The following is an 18,102-nucleotide window of genomic DNA, read 5'->3' as shown; positions in this document are numbered from 1 at the left end:
TGATAGTAATATAGAAATAGACCCATTCGGATTGGAGTGTAGTCTCGATTGACATTATCTTAATAATGGAGTACAAAAGACAAGAGTATTCACAAGAATGATAATTTACATAACAGCTAAGGAGAATTTGATATGGGAATGATTGCAAACTATCAACTCATAAGTGATAGGGACTTAAAAAAACTTATGACCGAAAAAGACATTGCGGATTTTACGGAAGAACTGCAAGAAGCCGAAGACTGTATTTTATTCGACATGGATAAAATGTGGGACGTTTTACATTTTGTACTTACCGGTGTTTCAGCAGGAGAGCCGATAGAGGGTAACCCGCTCAGTGAAGCAATTGTCGGAGTAAATTCTTTCGAAGAATGCGAAGATTTTATCGGATATACAAAAAAGGAAACCATACCATTAATCGTGAAAAAATTAAATGAAACCGATATTGATTCTCTTTTGGAAAACTTCAGTATACAAAAATGTAAGGAAAATAAACTGTATCCGAATATCTGGGGTTATGAAGATGAAAAAAAAGAAATTATAGATGAACTTAAATGTGCATTTGCCGGACTTAAAGATTTTTATAACGAAGCAGCCCAAGCAGGTCAAAATGTTTTGGTTTCCATTTATTAAAATGTGAAGATTTTGAAATATTAGAATTTTGGAAATGAGTTTTTAGGAGGAAGTTATGAAACCAAGAGAACTTTGCGAAAAAGCATGGCAAGAAATAGCACGCAATTTCCCTGACTTTAAAGTGTTAGGTAAAGGAAAGACTTTACGAAAAATTGCAAATAACAAAGACATTATTTTTGAAATATATTTTCAAGCCAATAGATACAACTATGAATCTAATGTTGAGTTTATCCCGCATATCAACATTTATTCAAAGGCTATGAAAAAAGCAGGCATAACCGGTGAGGGAATTATTTACGGCGGAGAACTTAGTTCTTTAGCCGGAAGAAAAGCGGGCGCTTGGTGGCAGTTGGCCGGTGCAAGCTATAAAGATACCGTAACGAAAATCACGGGATTATTACATAAACACATTATGCCTTTATTTGCAGACTTTGAAGATACAAATAAAAATATCGAAAGAATTTTAAACGGCTCATTAAAAGGGTATGCTTTGCTCTACTATATCTACTATTTTGGCGGCAAAGAGCCGGCTGAAAGATATTTTAATAAAGTCATCAAAGAAGATAAGTTAAAGAAAAAATATATTTCGTTTTATAACTCATTAAAAGGAATTCCAAAAGAAAATATCGATTTACATTTTGAGGACTTTTGCGGTGCAAGTTTAATCAAATTTGCATATTTACATGGTTTAGAAATTATTCAATAATCTTTAGAAAAATGGGACAGTAGGAGGTAAACTATGGACAAGCGTATTGTGAAACAATTTTCGGATTTTCTAAGAGAAAATGATAGATACTATATTTATGCATTGCAAGCTTTAAAACAATTGTTTACCGAAACGTCCTGTACTTGGCAAAAATGGATTGAAACCGATATTGAAGAATACTTAAGCACAGGCAGCGTTGAGCATCATCTTGGGGCTTACGGAGGAATGGGCAGCATAAATGATATTTGGATTTGCAAGGTAAATAATCATACTATAAACGACGAGGCTGAACCATGGGCAAATGAGTTGATGGAATATCTTAAATGCCTTTCTTACGGAATTGCAAATATAATGAAAGCAGGAAAAAAAATCAATATTGAAAAAATATTCGCAGAAAGCCGGACGCGGAAAATCTTAACCGGCATTCAGTGTGAGTCTTGCGGTTTTTCACAAATACACAAAAGAGAAACGGATTCATATTTGGCTTCACTTCTTTTACCTAAAATGGTAAAAGAGGCTGTTTTACAAAACAAAACGGAAGAATTGATTTCCGCTTGCCTCATACCGGATATTCCGAACTTGGTTGAAGAAAGAGAGCGGATTATAAAACTTGCGGAACAAAGCGGAATCGGTTTTTCGGCATCTAAAAATTCTCGCTGCAAAAAATGCGGCGGCGATACAAGAATTAAATATTGGAAATTAGACGGAAAACGTATATGAATGAAATTTATGCAATTAACGACTTATCGGAACTGGAAGATTTTTTACATTCTCAAAAAGATATTGAAAAACTGCGTGAAAAACTTTTTGCGGAATTTTTAAAATATGCGGATTATAAAAGCGTATCGGGGTGGAACAAGGCGGTGCGTCTTTGCGAATGTCTTGCCATAATCGGCTGGGGAAACCATGAACCATTGGAAGCGTCAAGAGGTGTGTTTTTTAACGGTAATCCCCGCACCTTTTTTTGTAACAGATTCGGAGAGCTCCGTTTTGTCGAAGCAATATGGTCAAAAAGAAAAACGGGATTTACGATGGAGCAGGGTAGAACTTCCTATTATCCCAGTCCCGATTGCAAAGACCAGAAGCAACCGATGTGTTGGGATTACCCCGTAACCGAAAATATAGAAGACATAAAAATTGAAAGTCAACGCAATTGGATTCCTAAAAATCCTGTTTGGATTGTGCGTACAATATCCAACTGTTATGAAAATTCCAAACCGGTTATAGAAAGTATTAAGGAAAAACTTCAGGACGAATTGAATAAAAAGATGCGTCCCGAAAAATACGGCAAAGTTGTAAATTGTATTTTATTGAAATGTGCTTTCAGCTATTATGATAATGCTCATTGTAAAACAAACTATATCATCGATGAATCGGGACGCAAATTATCAAGTCAAGAAGCCGCAAAAGAATTACAGGAATTATACACAAAAGAAGAAATTTCCGAAAACGGATATTACTTGCGACCCCGATTTCAATACGGGTCATTTAAAGCAGATACGGGCAAGATAGAGGTTGTTATACATCTTGAAAAAGAATTCAGCCTATTAACACATAGTCAGCAAAAAGAAAAACTGTCAGAGTATTTTTTAATTGCTCTTAAAACCGTTGCAGAAAAACAAAAAAAGAAAATACCGAATTATGATTTCAATTTAATGATTTCCGATTTTACCGAAATAATGAAAAAGTGGCTGTAAGTTTACTCTGTCAGTCTTTTATTCACAAGGTCAGCCGCATGTTTTGGGTTGGCCTTGCCGCCCGATTTTTTCATAACCTGTCCCATAAGCCAGCCTGCAACATTGGTCTTCCCGTTTTTCCAGTCGTGAACGGCCTCGGCATTTTCGGCAAAAACTTCTTCGACGATTTTTTCGATAAAGGAAGAATCGCTTACCTGTTCCATTCCTTTTTCGGTTATTACGGCAGAAGGCTTTTTACCGCAAGCCATCATTTCGGCAAAAACATCTTTGGCCTGCTTGCTTGTTATCTTTCCTTCTTCAATAACATTTACAAGTTCGGCTATAGCCTCAGGCCCGAATTTTAAATCCGAGAGAGAAGAGTTTGTTTCATTTAAAACCGCCAGAACCTCTGCCAATATCCAGTTAGCACATTTTTTAGGAGAAGAAGATTTTTTAGCCGCCTCTTCAAACCATTCTGCCAGCTCTCTTTCTGAGGTCAAGGTTTGAACATCGAATTCCGACAAGTGATATTCTTTTTTAAAACGGAGCCGTTTTGCTTCCGGCAATTCTCCGACCGAATCACTTACCTCTTTGATAAACTTATTGCTTAACTCCAAGGCTCTTAAATCCGGTTCGGGCATAAAGCGGTAATCTTCCGCTATTGTTTTTGTACGCTGAATTACGGTCTGACCGGCAGGTTCGTCCCATCCCATGGTGCGTTTAAAGCCCTGCTTAAAAGCAATGCGGTCCTTGCTGTTGTATTCTTCCAATTGACGGGAAACCTCATAAGTGCAGGCATCCTTTACAGCCTTAAAGGAGTTCATATTTTTTATTTCTGAAATAGGCGTTCTAAATTCTACACCCTTGTCGATGATTTTTAGGTTGACGTTTGCATCGCATCGCAGGGCACCTTCTTCCATATTTCCGTCAGTAACGCCGATAAATTTTAAAATCTCTCTGATTGTCTGCATATATTTTGCAGCCTCATCGGGCGTAGACATATCCGGCTTTGAAACAATTTCTATTAGAGGCACACCTGAGCGGTTAAAGTCAATATAACTGTGTGAGCCTTCTATGTGAAGGCTTTTGCCTACATCTTCTTCCAAATGGATTCTCTCAATTCTTATCTTTTTGAATTTGGGCTCTTCATTTTGAGAAGCAAGGTTTACCTCGACTTCACCTTCTTCGCATAGAGGTGTGTAAAATTGAGTTATCTGATAGCCCTTTACAAGGTCGGGATAAAAATAATGCTTTCTGTCGAATTTGGAAAAATTATTTATCCTGCAGCCGAGGGCGTGCCCTGCCTTAATTCCGAATTCTACATATTCCTTGCTTACTCTGGGAAGCGCTCCGGGCAGACCGAGACAGCAGGGGCAGACCCTCGTATTGGGTATACCGCCGTAACGGTTTTCGCAAGCACAAAAAGCCTTTGTCTTTGTTAAAAGCTGGCAGTGTATTTCGCAGCCTATAATTATTTCATATTCTAAATTGCCGTGTTTAAGCATGATCTTCCTCCCAGGCCTTTGCAAGTTTTAAGATACGGTCTTCAGAAAATTTCTTTCCGCAAAACTGAATGCCTACCGGAAGACCTGCCTTTGTTTTTCCTGCCGGAACCGAAAGGGACGGAATACGGGCAAGGTTTACAAAGGTTGTAAAAAGGTCCGAAAGGTACATAGCGATAGGATCGTCTACTTTTTCGTTAAGCTTAAAGGCCGGGGCCGGAGCCGTAGGGCAGATTATAAAATCGTATTTTTGTAAAACCGCATTTACTCCCTGAGCTATTTTTGCTCTTACATTCAAACTTTTTTCGTAACAGTCTCCTGAAAATTCTTTTGAAAGAACATAGTTGCCGGTTATAATCCGTCTTTTAACTTCGGGGCCGAAGCCTTCGCTTCTTGTTTGAATATAAAGCTCATCGTTTCCCTTGCCGGTATCTTTGCGGAGGCCGAATCTTATTCCGTCTATGCGGGAAAGATTGCTTGCTGCTTCCGAGATTGCAAGGGTATAATATGTCGGAATTGATGCTTCCAAAACAGGAACCGAAACCTCATCTATTTTAGCTCCGTTTTTTGTAATCCAAGCACAGAGTTCATCAAAGACTTGTTTTACTTCCCTGTCTAAGCCTTCCGTATGCAAAAATTCCTTGGGGACTGCAAACTTTAATGAGGCAATTTCTTCCTTTGAATAAGCTGATAGTTTTAATAATGAAGAAAAGTCGGCTTCTTCCGAAGTTTCGTCCTTTTCATCCTTGCCTGCCATAACGGCGACACCAAGAGCTATGTCGGCGGCTTCTTTTCCGAAAAGGCCGACTTGGTCTAATGATGAGCTGAAGGCGGCTACTCCATATCGGCTAAAAAGACCGTATGTCGGTTTAAGTCCGTAAATTCCGCAATAAGAAGCCGGAAGACGGACCGAGCCTCCCGTTTCTGTTCCCAAAGAAAAAGGAGCTTGATTTCCTGCAACTACGGCAGCCGAGCCTCCTGAGCTGCCCCCCGGAGTTCTTTCTCTATCCACAGGGTTTCTTGATGGCCCGTAGCATGAAAATTCGGTTGAAGAACCCATAGCGAGTTCGTCCATATTTATTCTTCCCATTAAAACGGCTCCCGCTTCCAATAAGCGGTCTATTACCGTTGCATTGTATGGAGCATAGTAGTCTTGTAATGAGCGGCTGCAGCATGTGCAAAGCTTTCCTGCCATTGAGATATTGTCTTTTACTGCAATGGGCAGCCCCAAAAGAGGCTTTTCATCAAAGGAAACGCCTTGAGCTATAAGCTCATCTGCCTTTTTTGCATGTTCTTCTGCATCTTCAAAAAATTCTATAAATCCGTTTAATGGGAGAGGATGCTTTAAATCTTTTTCATACTCATCCTTAAACGCTCTAAGAATTTGAAGGGAAGAAAATTCTTTATTTTTTAATTTGTCACGCAGCTGTGTAAATGTCAAATCAATTATCATGAAATTTTATCTCCTTAAGCCCCTGAGCCCAAAACCTTTGGAACCCTAAAATAATTATCCATATATTCCGAAGTCATCTTTTTAAGGTCGCTTTGAGCAAGGCCTTCTTTTACTTCAGAGGAGCGTAAGTCTGTTTCACTGTGTTTTGCATACATCGAAGAATCCAAACTGCTGTCCGCAAATTTATCCAAGATTTCAAAATAACCGACCAAGTTATTTACCTGTCCCGATAAGCGGGCTTCTTCTTTTTCACCTAGCGAAAGGCGAGAAAGGTACAAAAGGGTTGAAAAAACTTCTTTTGATATTTTATTGTTATTTTTTTCCATAATGCCAAGTATAATATCATAAATATAAAAGGATGTTAAGTAGGGCGGAAGTTATGGTTCAGGATTGAATAAATCCAGGCTTATAAATTTTATAAAAAGGACTTGACAAAAGTTGTAGAAAGGTATATATTCGCTTTCACCGTCTGAGAGGGCGGGATTGCATTGAAAAGTGCAGAAAACACCAGAAAAGTTTTGAAAGTTTTGCTTTTTGAATGAAGACGAGGCTTCTTAAGTTTAGCAGTTTAAAAGCTGCAAAAATGTTAAAAAAAATAAAAAAAACTTTTAGAAAGCACTTGACAAAAAGTGAGGAAATAATGTATACTCACTTTTGCTCGCTAAATAGCATTTTATGCTTTTTAGCAAATGATATTTGAAACTAAGAGGGAAGGGAAAGAACAAAAATAGCCAAAGCGAAAAGCTTTTGGTAAGGAAAGTATCAAAAACCGGTAAGGGTTAAGCTGATTAACCTTTACCAAATTCCTTAACAATATAAGTAAGGGACAAACTAAAATTAGAAATCAACCGCTCTTTAAGGGCGGCTTGAAATAATAATGATGGAGAGTTTGATCCTGGCTCAGAACGAACGCTGGCGGCGCGTCTTAAGCATGCAAGTCGAACGGTAAGGGAGAGCTTGCTCTCCCCTAGAGTGGCGGACTGGTGAGTAACGCGTGGGTGACCTGCCCTGAAGATGGGGATAGCTAGTAGAAATATTAGATAATACCGAATGTGCTTATACGGATAAAGCCGTATAAGGAAAAGGAGCTACGGCTCCGCTTTAGGATGGGCCTGCGTCCCATTAGCTGGTTGGTGAGGTAAAGGCTCACCAAGGCAACGATGGGTATCCGGCCTGAGAGGGTGAACGGACACATTGGGACTGAGATACGGCCCAAACTCCTACGGGAGGCAGCAGCTAAGAATCTTCCGCAATGGACGAAAGTCTGACGGAGCGACGCCGTGTGAATGAAGAAGGCCGAAAGGTTGTAAAATTCTTTTGCAGATGAAGAATAAGGGGAAGAGGGAATGCTTCTCTGATGACGGTAGTCATGCGAATAAGCCCCGGCTAATTACGTGCCAGCAGCCGCGGTAACACGTAAGGGGCGAGCGTTGTTCGGAATTATTGGGCGTAAAGGGTATGTAGGCGGTTAGGTAAGCCTGGTGTGAAATCTACGAGCTCAACTCGTAAACTGCATTGGGTACTGCTTAACTTGAATCACGGAGGGGAAACCGGAATTCCAAGTGTAGGGGTGGAATCTGTAGATATTTGGAAGAACACCGGTGGCGAAGGCGGGTTTCTGGCCGATGATTGACGCTGATATACGAAGGTGCGGGGAGCAAACAGGATTAGATACCCTGGTAGTCCGCACAGTAAACTATGTACACTAGGTGTCGGGGCAAGAGCTTCGGTGCCGACGCAAACGCATTAAGTGTACCGCCTGGGAAGTATGCCCGCAAGGGTGAAACTCAAAGGAATTGACGGGGGCCCACACAAGCGGTGGAGCATGTGGTTTAATTCGATGATACGCGAGGAACCTTACCTGGGTTTGACATCAAGAGCAATGACATAGAGATATGGCAGCGTAGCAATACGGCTCTTGACAGGTGCTGCATGGCTGTCGTCAGCTCGTGCCGTGAGGTGTTGGGTTAAGTCCCGCAACGAGCGCAACCCCTACTGCCAGTTACTAACAGGTAAAGCTGAGGACTCTGGCGGAACTGCCGATGACAAATCGGAGGAAGGTGGGGATGACGTCAAGTCATCATGGCCCTTACGTCCAGGGCTACACACGTGCTACAATGGTTGCTACAAATCGAAGCGACACCGCGAGGTCAAGCAAAACGCAAAAAAGCAATCGTAGTCCGGATTGAAGTCTGAAACTCGACTTCATGAAGTTGGAATCGCTAGTAATCGCACATCAGCACGGTGCGGTGAATACGTTCCTGGGCCTTGTACACACCGCCCGTCACACCATCCGAGTCGAGGGTACCCGAAGTCGCTAGTCTAACCCGTAAGGGAGGACGGTGCCGAAGGTACGTTTGGTAAGGAGGGTGAAGTCGTAACAAGGTAGCCGTACCGGAAGGTGCGGCTGGATCACCTCCTTTCTAAGAGAAAGGGTAATTTGAAGGTTGTTTAACCTTCTACAAAAATATACAATGTATATTAGTCTTGAAGTACACAAGACAAATCGATACTTCCTTTTCGTTCTTTCCTGAAACTCTTTTTTTATAAAACAACTGAGGGGATATAGCTCAGCTGGCTAGAGCGGCGGCTTTGCAAGCCGTAGGTCAGGGGTTCGAATCCCCTTATCTCCATAAAGCCTTGTTTAACGACAAGGTTTTTATTCGCCCAATCGCTAAGAAAAGGCGAACAGATATTTGACATAGATAGGGAAGGGAATGAAGGCGCTGGAATGTAAGTACATTACAGCGTGAAACTTAAGAAAAATACAAAACTTCTTTTTTAAGCGAAAAGTGAAAGAAAGAAGGGACAATAATATGGTCAAGCGAAGAAATAGGTTTATGGCGAATGCCTATGGAGCTGAGAGGCGAAGAAGGCCGTGGTAAGCTGCGAAAAGTTCCGTGTAGGAGCACACATCCTGTGATACGGAAATAGCCGAATGGGGTAACCCGTTAGTAGTGATACTGACATTACGCTCTTGAATAAAATAGAGAGGTAAAGCGATACTGAGTGAACTGAACCATCTAAGTAACTCAAGGAAAAGAAATCAAGTGAGATTCCGAAAGTAGCGGCGAGCGAAATTGGAGGAGCCTAAACCCTTATAGAGGGAGTTGAAGGGCTGCATCGGCGTAGGACCGACAAGTGATAAATTCGATTTATAGCAGAAAGGTTTTGGGAAAGCCTGGCGAAGAGGGTGAAACCCCCGTAAGCGAAATAAATCGAACTTGTTGATGCAGTACCTGAGTACGGCGGGGCACGAGGAATCCTGTCGGAAATCGGGTCGACCACGATCCAAGGCTAAATACTACTCAAGCTACCGATAGTGAACAAGTACCGTGAGGGAAAGGTGAAAAGAACCCCAGTAAGGGGAGTGAAATAGAACCTGAAACCGTAAACCAACAAGATGTTACAGCCCCTTTATGGGGTAGTAGCGTGCCTTTTGTAGAATGAGCCTGCGAGTTACGATATGCAGCGAGGTTAAGGAATAGAAGTTCCGGAGCCTAAGGGAAACCGAGTCTTAATAGGGCGTATCAGCGAAAGCTGAAGTTTAGTTGCATGTCGTAGACCCGAAGCCGGAGTGATCTAGTCATGAGCAGGTTGAAGCAAGGGTAAAACCTTGTGGAGGACCGAACTATAATCTGTTAAAAAAGGTATGGATGACTTGTGACTAGGAGTGAAAGGCTAATCAAACCCGGAAATAGCTGGTTCTCCCCGAAATGCCTTTAGGGACAGCCTCATATAAAATTATCGGAGGTAAAGCACTAGTTGGACTAGGGGGCGTCAAAGCCTACCAAACCCAGTTAAACTCTGAATGCCGATAATCAACGTATGGGAGTGAGACTGCGTGCGCTAAGGTTCGCAAGTCAAAAGGGAAACAGCCCAGACCGTCAGCTAAGGTCCCCAAATACTGCTTGAGTGTGAAATGAAGTGTGGATACCTAGACAGCCAGGAGGTTGGCTTAGAAGCAGCAATTCCTTTAAAGAGTGCGTAACAGCTCACTGGTCGAGTGTCCATGCGCAGATAATGTAACGGGGCTAAGCAGTATACCGAAGCTACGGGTCTTATGCGATTAAAGCATAAGGCGGTAGGGGAGCATTCCATTAACTGATGAAGGCATACTCGCGAGAGGTGCTGGAGGAAATGGAAGAGAGAATGCAGGTATAAGTAACGAAAAGGGAGGTGAGATCCCTCCCCGCCGAAAATCTAAGGTTTCCTGGGTAAAGGTAATCTTCCCAGGGTAAGTCGGCCCCTAAGGCGAGGACGAAGGTCATAGTCGATGGGAAATCGGTTCATATTCCGATACCTTTTATAATTTCGATGGCAGGACGCATGAGGTGAAACCCGGCCGGCTAACGGATGCCGGTCAAAGTAAGCGAGCCGTTAAAAAGGATGAATAGGCAAATCCGTCATCCAAGGTAAGCTGCGACAGCGAGTGAAACTAAGGTGGAGCGAAGCGGGCGTAATCAAGGTGCCGGGAAATACTGTCTAAGGTTAGGTTATAAAAGACCGTACCGTAAACCGACACAGGTAGATGGGATGAGAAATCTAAGGCGCTCGAGAGAACTCGCGTTAAGGAATTCGGCAAAATGCACACGTAACTTCGGAAAAAGTGTGGCCTCCTTTTTTTAAAAGTTGAGGAGGCGGCAGAAAGCAGGCCCAGGCGACTGTTTATCAAAAACACAGCCATCTGCGAACCAGCAATGGGACGTATAGGTGGTGACACCTGCCCGGTGCCGGAAGGTTAAGAGGAGAGGTTAACAGCAATGTGAAGCTTTGAATTGAAGCCCCGGTAAACGGCGGCCGTAACTATAACGGTCCTAAGGTAGCGAAATTCCTTGTCGGGTAAGTTCCGACCCGCACGAATGGTGTAACGATTCTGGGCACTGTCTCAACGCGAGACTCGGTGAAATTTATATACCGGTAAAGAAGCCGGTTACCCATAGTTAGACGGAAAGACCCCGTGAACCTTCACCGCAACTTATTATTGGGACTTGGTTTATCATGTGTAGAATAGGTGGAAGGCTATGAAGCTTGGCCGTTAGGTTGAGTGGAGCCGGCAAGTGAAATACCACCCTTGATAAATCAGGTTTCTAACTCTTCCCGTGAAGCCGGGATGGGGACAGTGATAGGCAGGCGGTTTGACTGGGGCGGTCGCCTCCTAAAGAGTAACGGAGGTGCGCGAAGGTCTCCTCACGCCGGTTGGAAATCGGCGCAGCGAGTGTAAAGGCACAAGGAGGCTTAACTGCGAGAGTGACAGCTCGAGCAGATACGAAAGTAGGTCTTAATGATCTGGCGGTAGCGAGTGGAAGCGCCGTCACTTAACGGATAAAAGGTACTCCGGGGATAACAGGCTGATATTCCCCAAGAGTTCACATCGACGGGAATGTTTGGCACCTCGATGTCGGCTCATCGCATCCTGGGGCTGAAGCAGGTCCCAAGGGTTTGGCTGTTCGCCAATTAAAGCGGTACGTGAGCTGGGTTCAGAACGTCGCGAGACAGTTCGGTCCCTATCTGCTATGGGCGTTGGATACGTGAGAGGAGCTGTTTTTAGTACGAGAGGACCGAAATGGACGAACCTCTGGTGTACCGGTTATCCTGCCAAGGGTAATTGCCGGGTAGCTATCGTTCGGAAGGGATAACCGCTGAAGGCATCTAAGTGGGAAGCCCGCCTCAAGACTACGTATCCCTGAGGGTTTAACCCTCCTAAAGACTCCTTGCACACTACAAGGTTGATAGGTTGGAGGTCTAAGCACAGTAATGTGTTAAGCCGACCAATACTAATAAGTCGTGAGGCTTGACCATATTATTGTTTCTTTTTTCTATATATAAAAAATTAACCTTTTTTCTTCATTCTCTTACCTTATTCTTGCACTTAAAACTGAAGATACGGTTTTAAGTCCTTAATTTGTTTTTTATTGCCAGGTGGCCATAGTGGAGAGGTAATACCCGTTCCCATCCCGAACACGGAAGTCAAGCTCTCTTACGCCGATGATACTGCTGATCAAGTGGGAAAGTAGGATGCTGCCTGGCTTTTTTTTATTCCACCACCGGTTTATCGGATTGTCCATTCCTTGATTATTTAACTAAAAAATGTTAGGATGTATTTGATGAAGGTTTTTAAGCTTACGGTTCCCGGGATTATTTATATTCTATTTTCAATCCTCTTGTTGACGGGAGCCGGTATTCGAGGCGAATTATTTGCGGTTGTTTGCGGCGTTTGTTTATGCCTTTATTTTGTATTATCCTTAGTGTGCCTTATTATTTCTATTTTCTTATGTGAAAAAACAAATTATTTAATAAAACTAAAAAATGAAAAAATTTCTATTTTACCTGTAGGAAACCGAATAGGAAAAAATCTTTTTCCTATTATTTTACCCGGAGTAATTATCTTTTACATTTTTGAATTTTCGTCGGATTTGAATGATAAAAAAAGCCGAAGACTAAGATTTAATATCAAACTTAAAAGAGAACAGACTTTTTTTTCTATTCCAAAAGAAGAACGAGGCAGATTTTTTTTAGAAAGAGAATATATTGAACTTTCCGATCTTGCAGGTTTTTTTTCATTCCGTTTATTGAAAAAAGAAAAGTCAATACCTCAAGTTTTTATTTATCCGGTATTAAGTGAAATAAAAACTTTTTCGTTTCCTGCAATTTTAAATGAAACCTCCGATCATACGATAAATTTGAGACGAACTGATGAACTTTATGATACTCGCCCTTATTTCCCCGGGGATGATATACGAAAGATTAATTGGAAACTATACGCTCATACTCAGGAACTTAGTATAAAACAGGGTGATTACATTCCGCCGCCGAGGTCTTTTTTTACAGTTTATGTTGAAACCCCCGTTGTAAGCCGCGATTTTGAATTTTATAAAAAAAAATTTGATGAGTTTATTAATTTGATTTCATCGATAGCTTTTTATTTACATCAAAACGGAATAAGTTTTAAAATTCTTTTTTATGATAACGAAAAAAACTCTTATGAAACGGAATTAGTGTATGTTGATGAGACGGATGCCGAAGAAACAATAAAAAGGATTTTTTCCATTCCTCAACTTAAAATTTTGAATAAAAAGAGTGAGTATGAACCTAAATTAAAAAAGAATTTCTTTATTGATGATGAAAATAAAAAAAATTATTTGCTTTATTTTTTTATGCCTGTACAATCAGGTAATAAAATTTTTGAAAAGTTTTTTAGAAACTTTTCGGATTATAAAAACGAATGTGCCTTTTATACCGGCCTTGAAACTATAATTTATAAACCAAAAAATATTTTACATTCTTTTTTGTTTTATACATTTTCTCAAAAAAAATACCGCCTTTTGTCAAAACAAATGAATGAAAATATTGAAACTATAAAATATGCATTGAGAAATGGAGGATTTTATGCTTACTCGATATAAGCTTAATTTTCTTTTGCGTATATTTTCGCTTATAATACTTAGTGTTATTCCATCATTATTTTTGTTTGAAATTTTACCTTCATTTATTCTTCCTTTTTGGACTCTGATTGTAATTTTTTTATGTTATAAATTTCAAGAAAAACGAATAAAACCATCATCGGCATTTATTTTAATATGCTTAAGTGTAATTATTTGTTTATTCTTTATTTTATTTATATTTAAAATCATATCGATAGAATTGTTTGATATTTTATATTTACGTTTAGATATTATTATTCCTTTTTTGATACTTCAAACCCTTTTTATTTCGATTTCTACTATTGGTTTTTGTAAAAATGAAAAATACCGCCGCTATGAATCCATAGTTTTTTTTAGCATTTTTGCTCTTCTTTTTTGGACTCAAGGAAATTTTTCAATGTCTGTTTTTGAACATCCGATATATGCGGTTTTCCTTTCGTTAATATTTTCCGTACTTGAAATTTTCCGTCTTTTTCTGTCTTTTAATTTTGAAAAAAAACAACTGAAATTTTTTTTATTGTTTTTATCTTTTTTTTCTTTTATAATCTTTTTTGTACTGAAAAACTATAATGAGGCCGCATCGGTTAATCATGGAGGTTTATTGCAGCCGACTCTATTTCGATTTGATTTTTCAGATTATTTGAGGCTGCAAAGTGAAATCAAAATGAGTGATGACCTTGTTTTAGTTACTCATTTTGATAAAAATTTTTCGCATAATATGTTAAGAAGAATGTACCTTTCAGGATGGGATCCTGCAAAAGGCTTTTATGAAAAGAAAGCTCCATCTGAGAACGCTCAAATTACATCTTTGCCTAAGGGGCAAAAAGATATTTTACATAGAGCTTTTTCAATGCGGGAAAAAGCCGAGCAGGAATATTTTTTTGTCAACTTATCACCTTCATCCTTTATAGCTATGGATTATCCGACAAAAATAATTCCATATGAAATTTGGGATAGTTCAAAATTTAACGGAGGATATAAGGTATTCAGCGATGCAATATTTGATTTTGCATCGGACATTTACGGAGAAGCCTTTCCTTCAGGGGATGATGGGGAGGGACTGTCAAAGGAAGATTTGGATTTTTATACAAAAATTGATGATGAAAGTTTTAAACTTGTGCATCAAACGGCAGAAAAGATAACCGAAAATATTCCGGATTATTTGGATAAAATTCTAGCTCTTAAATTCTATTTTACGGATGGAGATTACCGTTATTCTTTAAAACCGGGCAAGGCTCCTGACGGTAACCAGTTAAAGTATTTTTTAACCGAAACAAAAAAAGGTTATTGCACTTATTTTGCATTTTCTTATGCGCTTATGCTTAGGAGTGTAGGAATCCCATCCCGTGTTGCCGTAGGATTTTTTGTTCAGCCCGAATCTGAAATTATGAATTATTATCCCGTAAGAGCAAACATGGCTCATGCATGGGTTGAAGTTTTTTTTCCGTTTATAGGCTGGGTCAGTTTTGATCCTACAACTTCTCAGCTCGCAGAAGGAGAAAATATTAATTTTGGTATGAATGCCGGAGGTGAAGAATTTAACTCTCTTTTAAGTGAGATTTTAGAAAAACGCAGTGAAATTAAAATTACTGAAATTACCGAAAAAGAATATGATATTTCAAATATAGGTACATATATAAAACGGTTTTTCAAAGAAAATATGTCTTTTTTTATGCTTATTATAATTATTTTTGCGGTTTTAATATTTATAATTTACAAAATACGGCCTTATCTTATATTAAAATTTTCAAAAAATAATAGGAGGGTTGTACTTACAGCCGGACGATTATTTAAGAAAAAAAGACAGAGTTCTGAAGAGGGTACACAAATGAATGTTCTGATTCAAAAAGCAAAATTTGCACCGGAGTGTACGGATGACGATGTAAAAATTGCAAAAAAACTCTTAAAAAGCAAAAACAGAAAAATTATTATATTATTGACTTTCTCTTTTTTATCATTCATTCTAAATACTGAGAATGCGGATACTATTCTTTTTGAAGCCGAAAAGGCTATAGAAGCTGAAAATTGGGAACGGGCTTTATCCCTTTTACAGGACGGAATAAAAAGGTACCCGCAAAACGACAGCTTGTTTTTAAGGCTTGGGGAAATTTATTATAATCAAGAATTATATAAACCGGCATATAAGATATTAAAAAAAGGCCAGGATATTAATCCTGATAACAGCAGCATCTTGTTTTATCTTTCCGGCTGTGCGTCTTCCTTAAACAAATATGAAGAAGCCTTGGTGTATATTAAAAATTATTTATATCTTATTCCTCATGACCGCTTTGCAGCCGCTAATTACGGTTGGTTATGTTTTAAATGTCACAGGCCTGAGGAAGGAATAAATTTTTTATTGAATAACATAGAGCGTTACGGAAAAGATTTATCGGTTTATAATTCTTTGGGAACCTTATACAATGAAATCTTTGACTATAAAAAATCAAAAGAATTTTATGTAAAAGCAATAAATGAAGCAAAAAAACTGGATAGAAAGTATTCAGGGGCTATCTATTATTATAATAAAGCTATTTTAGAAAGTCAGTTTTATCAATTTGAAAATGCCATAGAGGATGCAAAGGCTGCTTTAGATATGAAAGAGCGCAGTTCAAGCTATATGATGATAGGAGAACTTGAAGAAAGAAGAAATAATTTTACACAGGCTCTTTCTTCTTATTTTTCAGCCGCTGCCGATGATGACACTCCTCTTTCGATATTAAGTATTATAAATTTGTTTTTGGAAACGGGACATATTGAAAAAGCCGAACAGTATATTTTAAATGAACTTCAAAATATAAGTGAGGCATGGATTTCAGATTACGGTTTGAGTGTAAATGAATTTAAAAGCAATCTTTATGATTTAAAAAGAGAATTATACATTCGTAAATATAATTTTGAAAAAACCAGATTGACCTTAAACTTTTTTGATTGGATAAAAAATTTAAATAATAAAATAAACTACAAATTAAAATATAAATATTATGATGCGGTTTTTAGATTATATTCTTTAAAAGTTGCAAAAGAATATAAACAAAATAATAAAAGGTATTCTGAGGATGTTGCAAATACTCTTTATGCCAATACTTATTATTATCGTGCCTTTAAAGGAAAAGGAAAAAAGGCTCTTAAATATCTTAAGAATTCAGAGTCTATAGAAACTATGCTTATTCCGCAAAGTGCAGGTGCTTATCTTGCAGACAAAGGCATCATTGAATCGGATTTAAAAATGCTTAATGAAGGTATTTCAAAAATGGATCCGGAATGGGAAAAATTTGCTCTTAAAAACTTATATGCTGAAGGAAGTAAGATTGCAAAACAAACTTCTCCGCAGCTTTATTATCTTTACTTGGAATCTCTTTTTGATTTGAATCCTACAGGTTTTTTGGAACATGATATAAAATTACCAGTAAAAATAAATATAGATATGGACAAAACCGAAAACATAAAACTCAATTCAAAAAAAATAAAAAAATTGATAACATCATCCCGTTTTATAGAAGATGATAATTCTAAATTTTCTCTTCAGTTGACATATTCCGATAAAAACCTTTCTTTTAAATTAACCGATAAAAACGGGTATACTCTTTATAGTAAAAATTTTGTAATTGAAAAATTGGATAAAAAACATTTTAAAAATTCCATTAATGTCTTGGTAAAAGATATTTTTAGTTTTAAGTTATAAGGTCTTGTGATATAGAACAAAACCCTATTTTCGGTTATACTGTTTGGTATGAACACAAAAGATATAATAGATGAGCTTACAAAACATATCGGTTTAGTTGTAAAGGGTAAAGATGATGTTATCCGTCTTTTTGTTGCAGCGTTTTTGAGCGGCGGCAATGTTCTTATAGATGATGTTCCCGGTGTTGGGAAAACGACAATGGTGAAGGCCTTAGCTAAATTAATAAAAAAAGACTGCGAGAACACTGCCGAGTTTAAAAGAATCCAATGTACCCCTGACTTACTTCCTTATGATATTACTGGTGTTGATGTTTTTAATGCACAAACTCAAAGTTTTGAATTTGTAAAGGGCCCTGTTTTTTGCGATATTTTTTTGGCCGATGAATTAAATAGAACTCCTCCTAAGGTTCAAGCTGCTCTTCTTGAGGTTATGGAAGAAAAACAGGTAACTGTTGGAAGACAAACTTATAAATTGCCCGATACTTTTTTTACGGCTGCTACTCAAAATCCCGTGGAAACTTTGGGTACTTATCCCCTGCCTCCTGCTCAGCTTGACCGTTTTATGTTGTCTCTTTCTATAGGTTATCCTGATGATGAATCGGCTCTTGAAATACTTCAAGGCAACCCAGGTGTGCTTGCTCTTTCAAAACTTTTTCCCATTATAACTATCGGCGATATAATTGAGTCCCGCGGAGAACAAGAAAGGGTGTATTGTCACAAGGCATTACAAAAAGCTATAATAGATATTTGCAATAAAACAAGAGAGCATCCGGATATTGAGTTAGGTGCATCTCCCAGAGCTTCTTTACAGTTTTTGCATCTTGCAAAAACGATAGCTCTTTCTGATGGACGGAACTGGGTTGAAGATACTGATATTGAAATGATAGCTCCCTATGTCCTAGCTCATAGATGTATCTTTAAAAATAGAAAGGTCAATGAAAAAGAAGCTATTGCAGAAATTACAAAATCCGTGCTGATCAAAATGGATAAAGAAACGGACTGGTCTAAAGAGGCTTAAGTAAATTAAATA

The 18,102-nt window shown here is 38.7% G+C and carries 10 protein-coding genes, 1 tRNA gene and 3 rRNA genes; 11 read left to right on the top strand and 3 right to left on the bottom strand.

The annotated features are described in order from the left end of the window. Positions 1-132: 132 nt before the first annotated feature. Genes E4N74_RS09710 through E4N74_RS09695 form a run of 4 tightly spaced genes read left to right on the top strand, consistent with a single transcriptional unit; the run spans position 133 to position 3,033 of the window. On the top strand, positions 133-630 hold the full coding sequence (locus E4N74_RS09710) for a YfbM family protein (protein ID WP_255817375.1): 498 nt from the start codon (positions 133-135) through the stop codon (positions 628-630). A 55-nt stretch (positions 631-685) separates the two neighbouring features. Beyond that, complete coding sequence (locus E4N74_RS09705) at positions 686-1,336, top strand: DUF4304 domain-containing protein (protein ID WP_255817367.1); 651 nt, start codon at positions 686-688, stop codon at positions 1,334-1,336. 33 nt (positions 1,337-1,369) lie between these two features. After that, positions 1,370-2,056 carry a DUF6966 domain-containing protein gene (locus tag E4N74_RS09700; protein ID WP_255817364.1) on the top strand — a complete coding sequence of 229 codons (687 nt, stop codon included), beginning with the start codon at positions 1,370-1,372 and terminating at the stop codon, positions 2,054-2,056. Further along, positions 2,053-3,033, top strand: coding sequence for a hypothetical protein (locus E4N74_RS09695; RefSeq protein ID WP_255817362.1), 981 nt, complete (start codon positions 2,053-2,055; stop codon positions 3,031-3,033). The genes E4N74_RS09700 and E4N74_RS09695 overlap by 4 nt, the downstream gene beginning before the upstream one ends. 2 nt (positions 3,034-3,035) lie before the next feature. Here E4N74_RS09695 and gatB read toward each other — a convergent pair whose 3' ends face one another. Genes gatB through gatC form a run of 3 tightly spaced genes read right to left on the bottom strand, consistent with a single transcriptional unit; the run spans position 3,036 to position 6,293 of the window. After that, positions 3,036-4,517, bottom strand: coding sequence for an Asp-tRNA(Asn)/Glu-tRNA(Gln) amidotransferase subunit GatB (gene gatB, locus E4N74_RS09690; RefSeq protein WP_255817360.1), 1,482 nt, complete (start codon positions 4,515-4,517; stop codon positions 3,036-3,038). After that, entirely contained in the window at positions 4,510-5,967 is a 1,458-nt protein-coding gene (gene gatA / locus E4N74_RS09685) for an Asp-tRNA(Asn)/Glu-tRNA(Gln) amidotransferase subunit GatA (protein ID WP_255817358.1), read from the bottom strand. The genes gatB and gatA overlap by 8 nt, the downstream gene beginning before the upstream one ends. Positions 5,968-5,981: 14 nt before the next feature. Next, on the bottom strand, positions 5,982-6,293 hold the full coding sequence (gene gatC / locus E4N74_RS09680; RefSeq protein WP_255817355.1) for an Asp-tRNA(Asn)/Glu-tRNA(Gln) amidotransferase subunit GatC: 312 nt from the start codon (positions 6,291-6,293) through the stop codon (positions 5,982-5,984). A 551-nt stretch (positions 6,294-6,844) separates the two neighbouring features. On the opposite strand from gatC, the gene E4N74_RS09675 reads away from it, so the two are divergent. The 7 genes from E4N74_RS09675 (at position 6,845) to E4N74_RS09645 (ending at position 18,090) form a co-directional block, all read left to right on the top strand. Then, a 16S ribosomal RNA gene (locus tag E4N74_RS09675) occupies positions 6,845-8,390 on the top strand. Between the two features lie 136 nt (positions 8,391-8,526). Beyond that, positions 8,527-8,600 (top strand) — tRNA-Ala (locus E4N74_RS09670). 185 nt (positions 8,601-8,785) lie between these two features. Continuing rightward, a 23S ribosomal RNA gene (locus E4N74_RS09665) occupies positions 8,786-11,769 on the top strand. Between the two features lie 116 nt (positions 11,770-11,885). Continuing rightward, positions 11,886-11,997, top strand: a 5S ribosomal RNA gene (gene rrf / locus E4N74_RS09660). Together the 16S, 23S and 5S rRNA genes with 1 tRNA gene alongside form the textbook arrangement of a ribosomal RNA operon. Positions 11,998-12,074: 77 nt before the next feature. Continuing rightward, a complete protein-coding gene (locus tag E4N74_RS09655) occupies positions 12,075-13,373 on the top strand; it encodes a DUF58 domain-containing protein (protein WP_145475214.1) in 1,299 nt (432 codons plus the stop codon). Next, positions 13,357-17,073 (top strand): transglutaminase domain-containing protein, encoded by a 3,717-nt coding sequence (locus E4N74_RS09650; protein ID WP_255817354.1) that lies wholly within the window; start codon positions 13,357-13,359, stop codon positions 17,071-17,073. The genes E4N74_RS09655 and E4N74_RS09650 overlap by 17 nt, the downstream gene beginning before the upstream one ends. 48 nt (positions 17,074-17,121) lie before the next feature. Beyond that, on the top strand, positions 17,122-18,090 hold the full coding sequence (locus tag E4N74_RS09645; protein ID WP_044977792.1) for an AAA family ATPase: 969 nt from the start codon (positions 17,122-17,124) through the stop codon (positions 18,088-18,090). The last annotated feature ends 12 nt before the right edge of the window (positions 18,091-18,102 follow it).

The organism is Treponema putidum (assembly GCF_024401155.1).
GTDB classification, from domain to species: domain Bacteria; phylum Spirochaetota; class Spirochaetia; order Treponematales; family Treponemataceae; genus Treponema_B; species Treponema_B putidum.
Note: the sequence above shows the minus strand (reverse complement) of the source record. Positions and strands in the feature narration are given on the sequence as shown.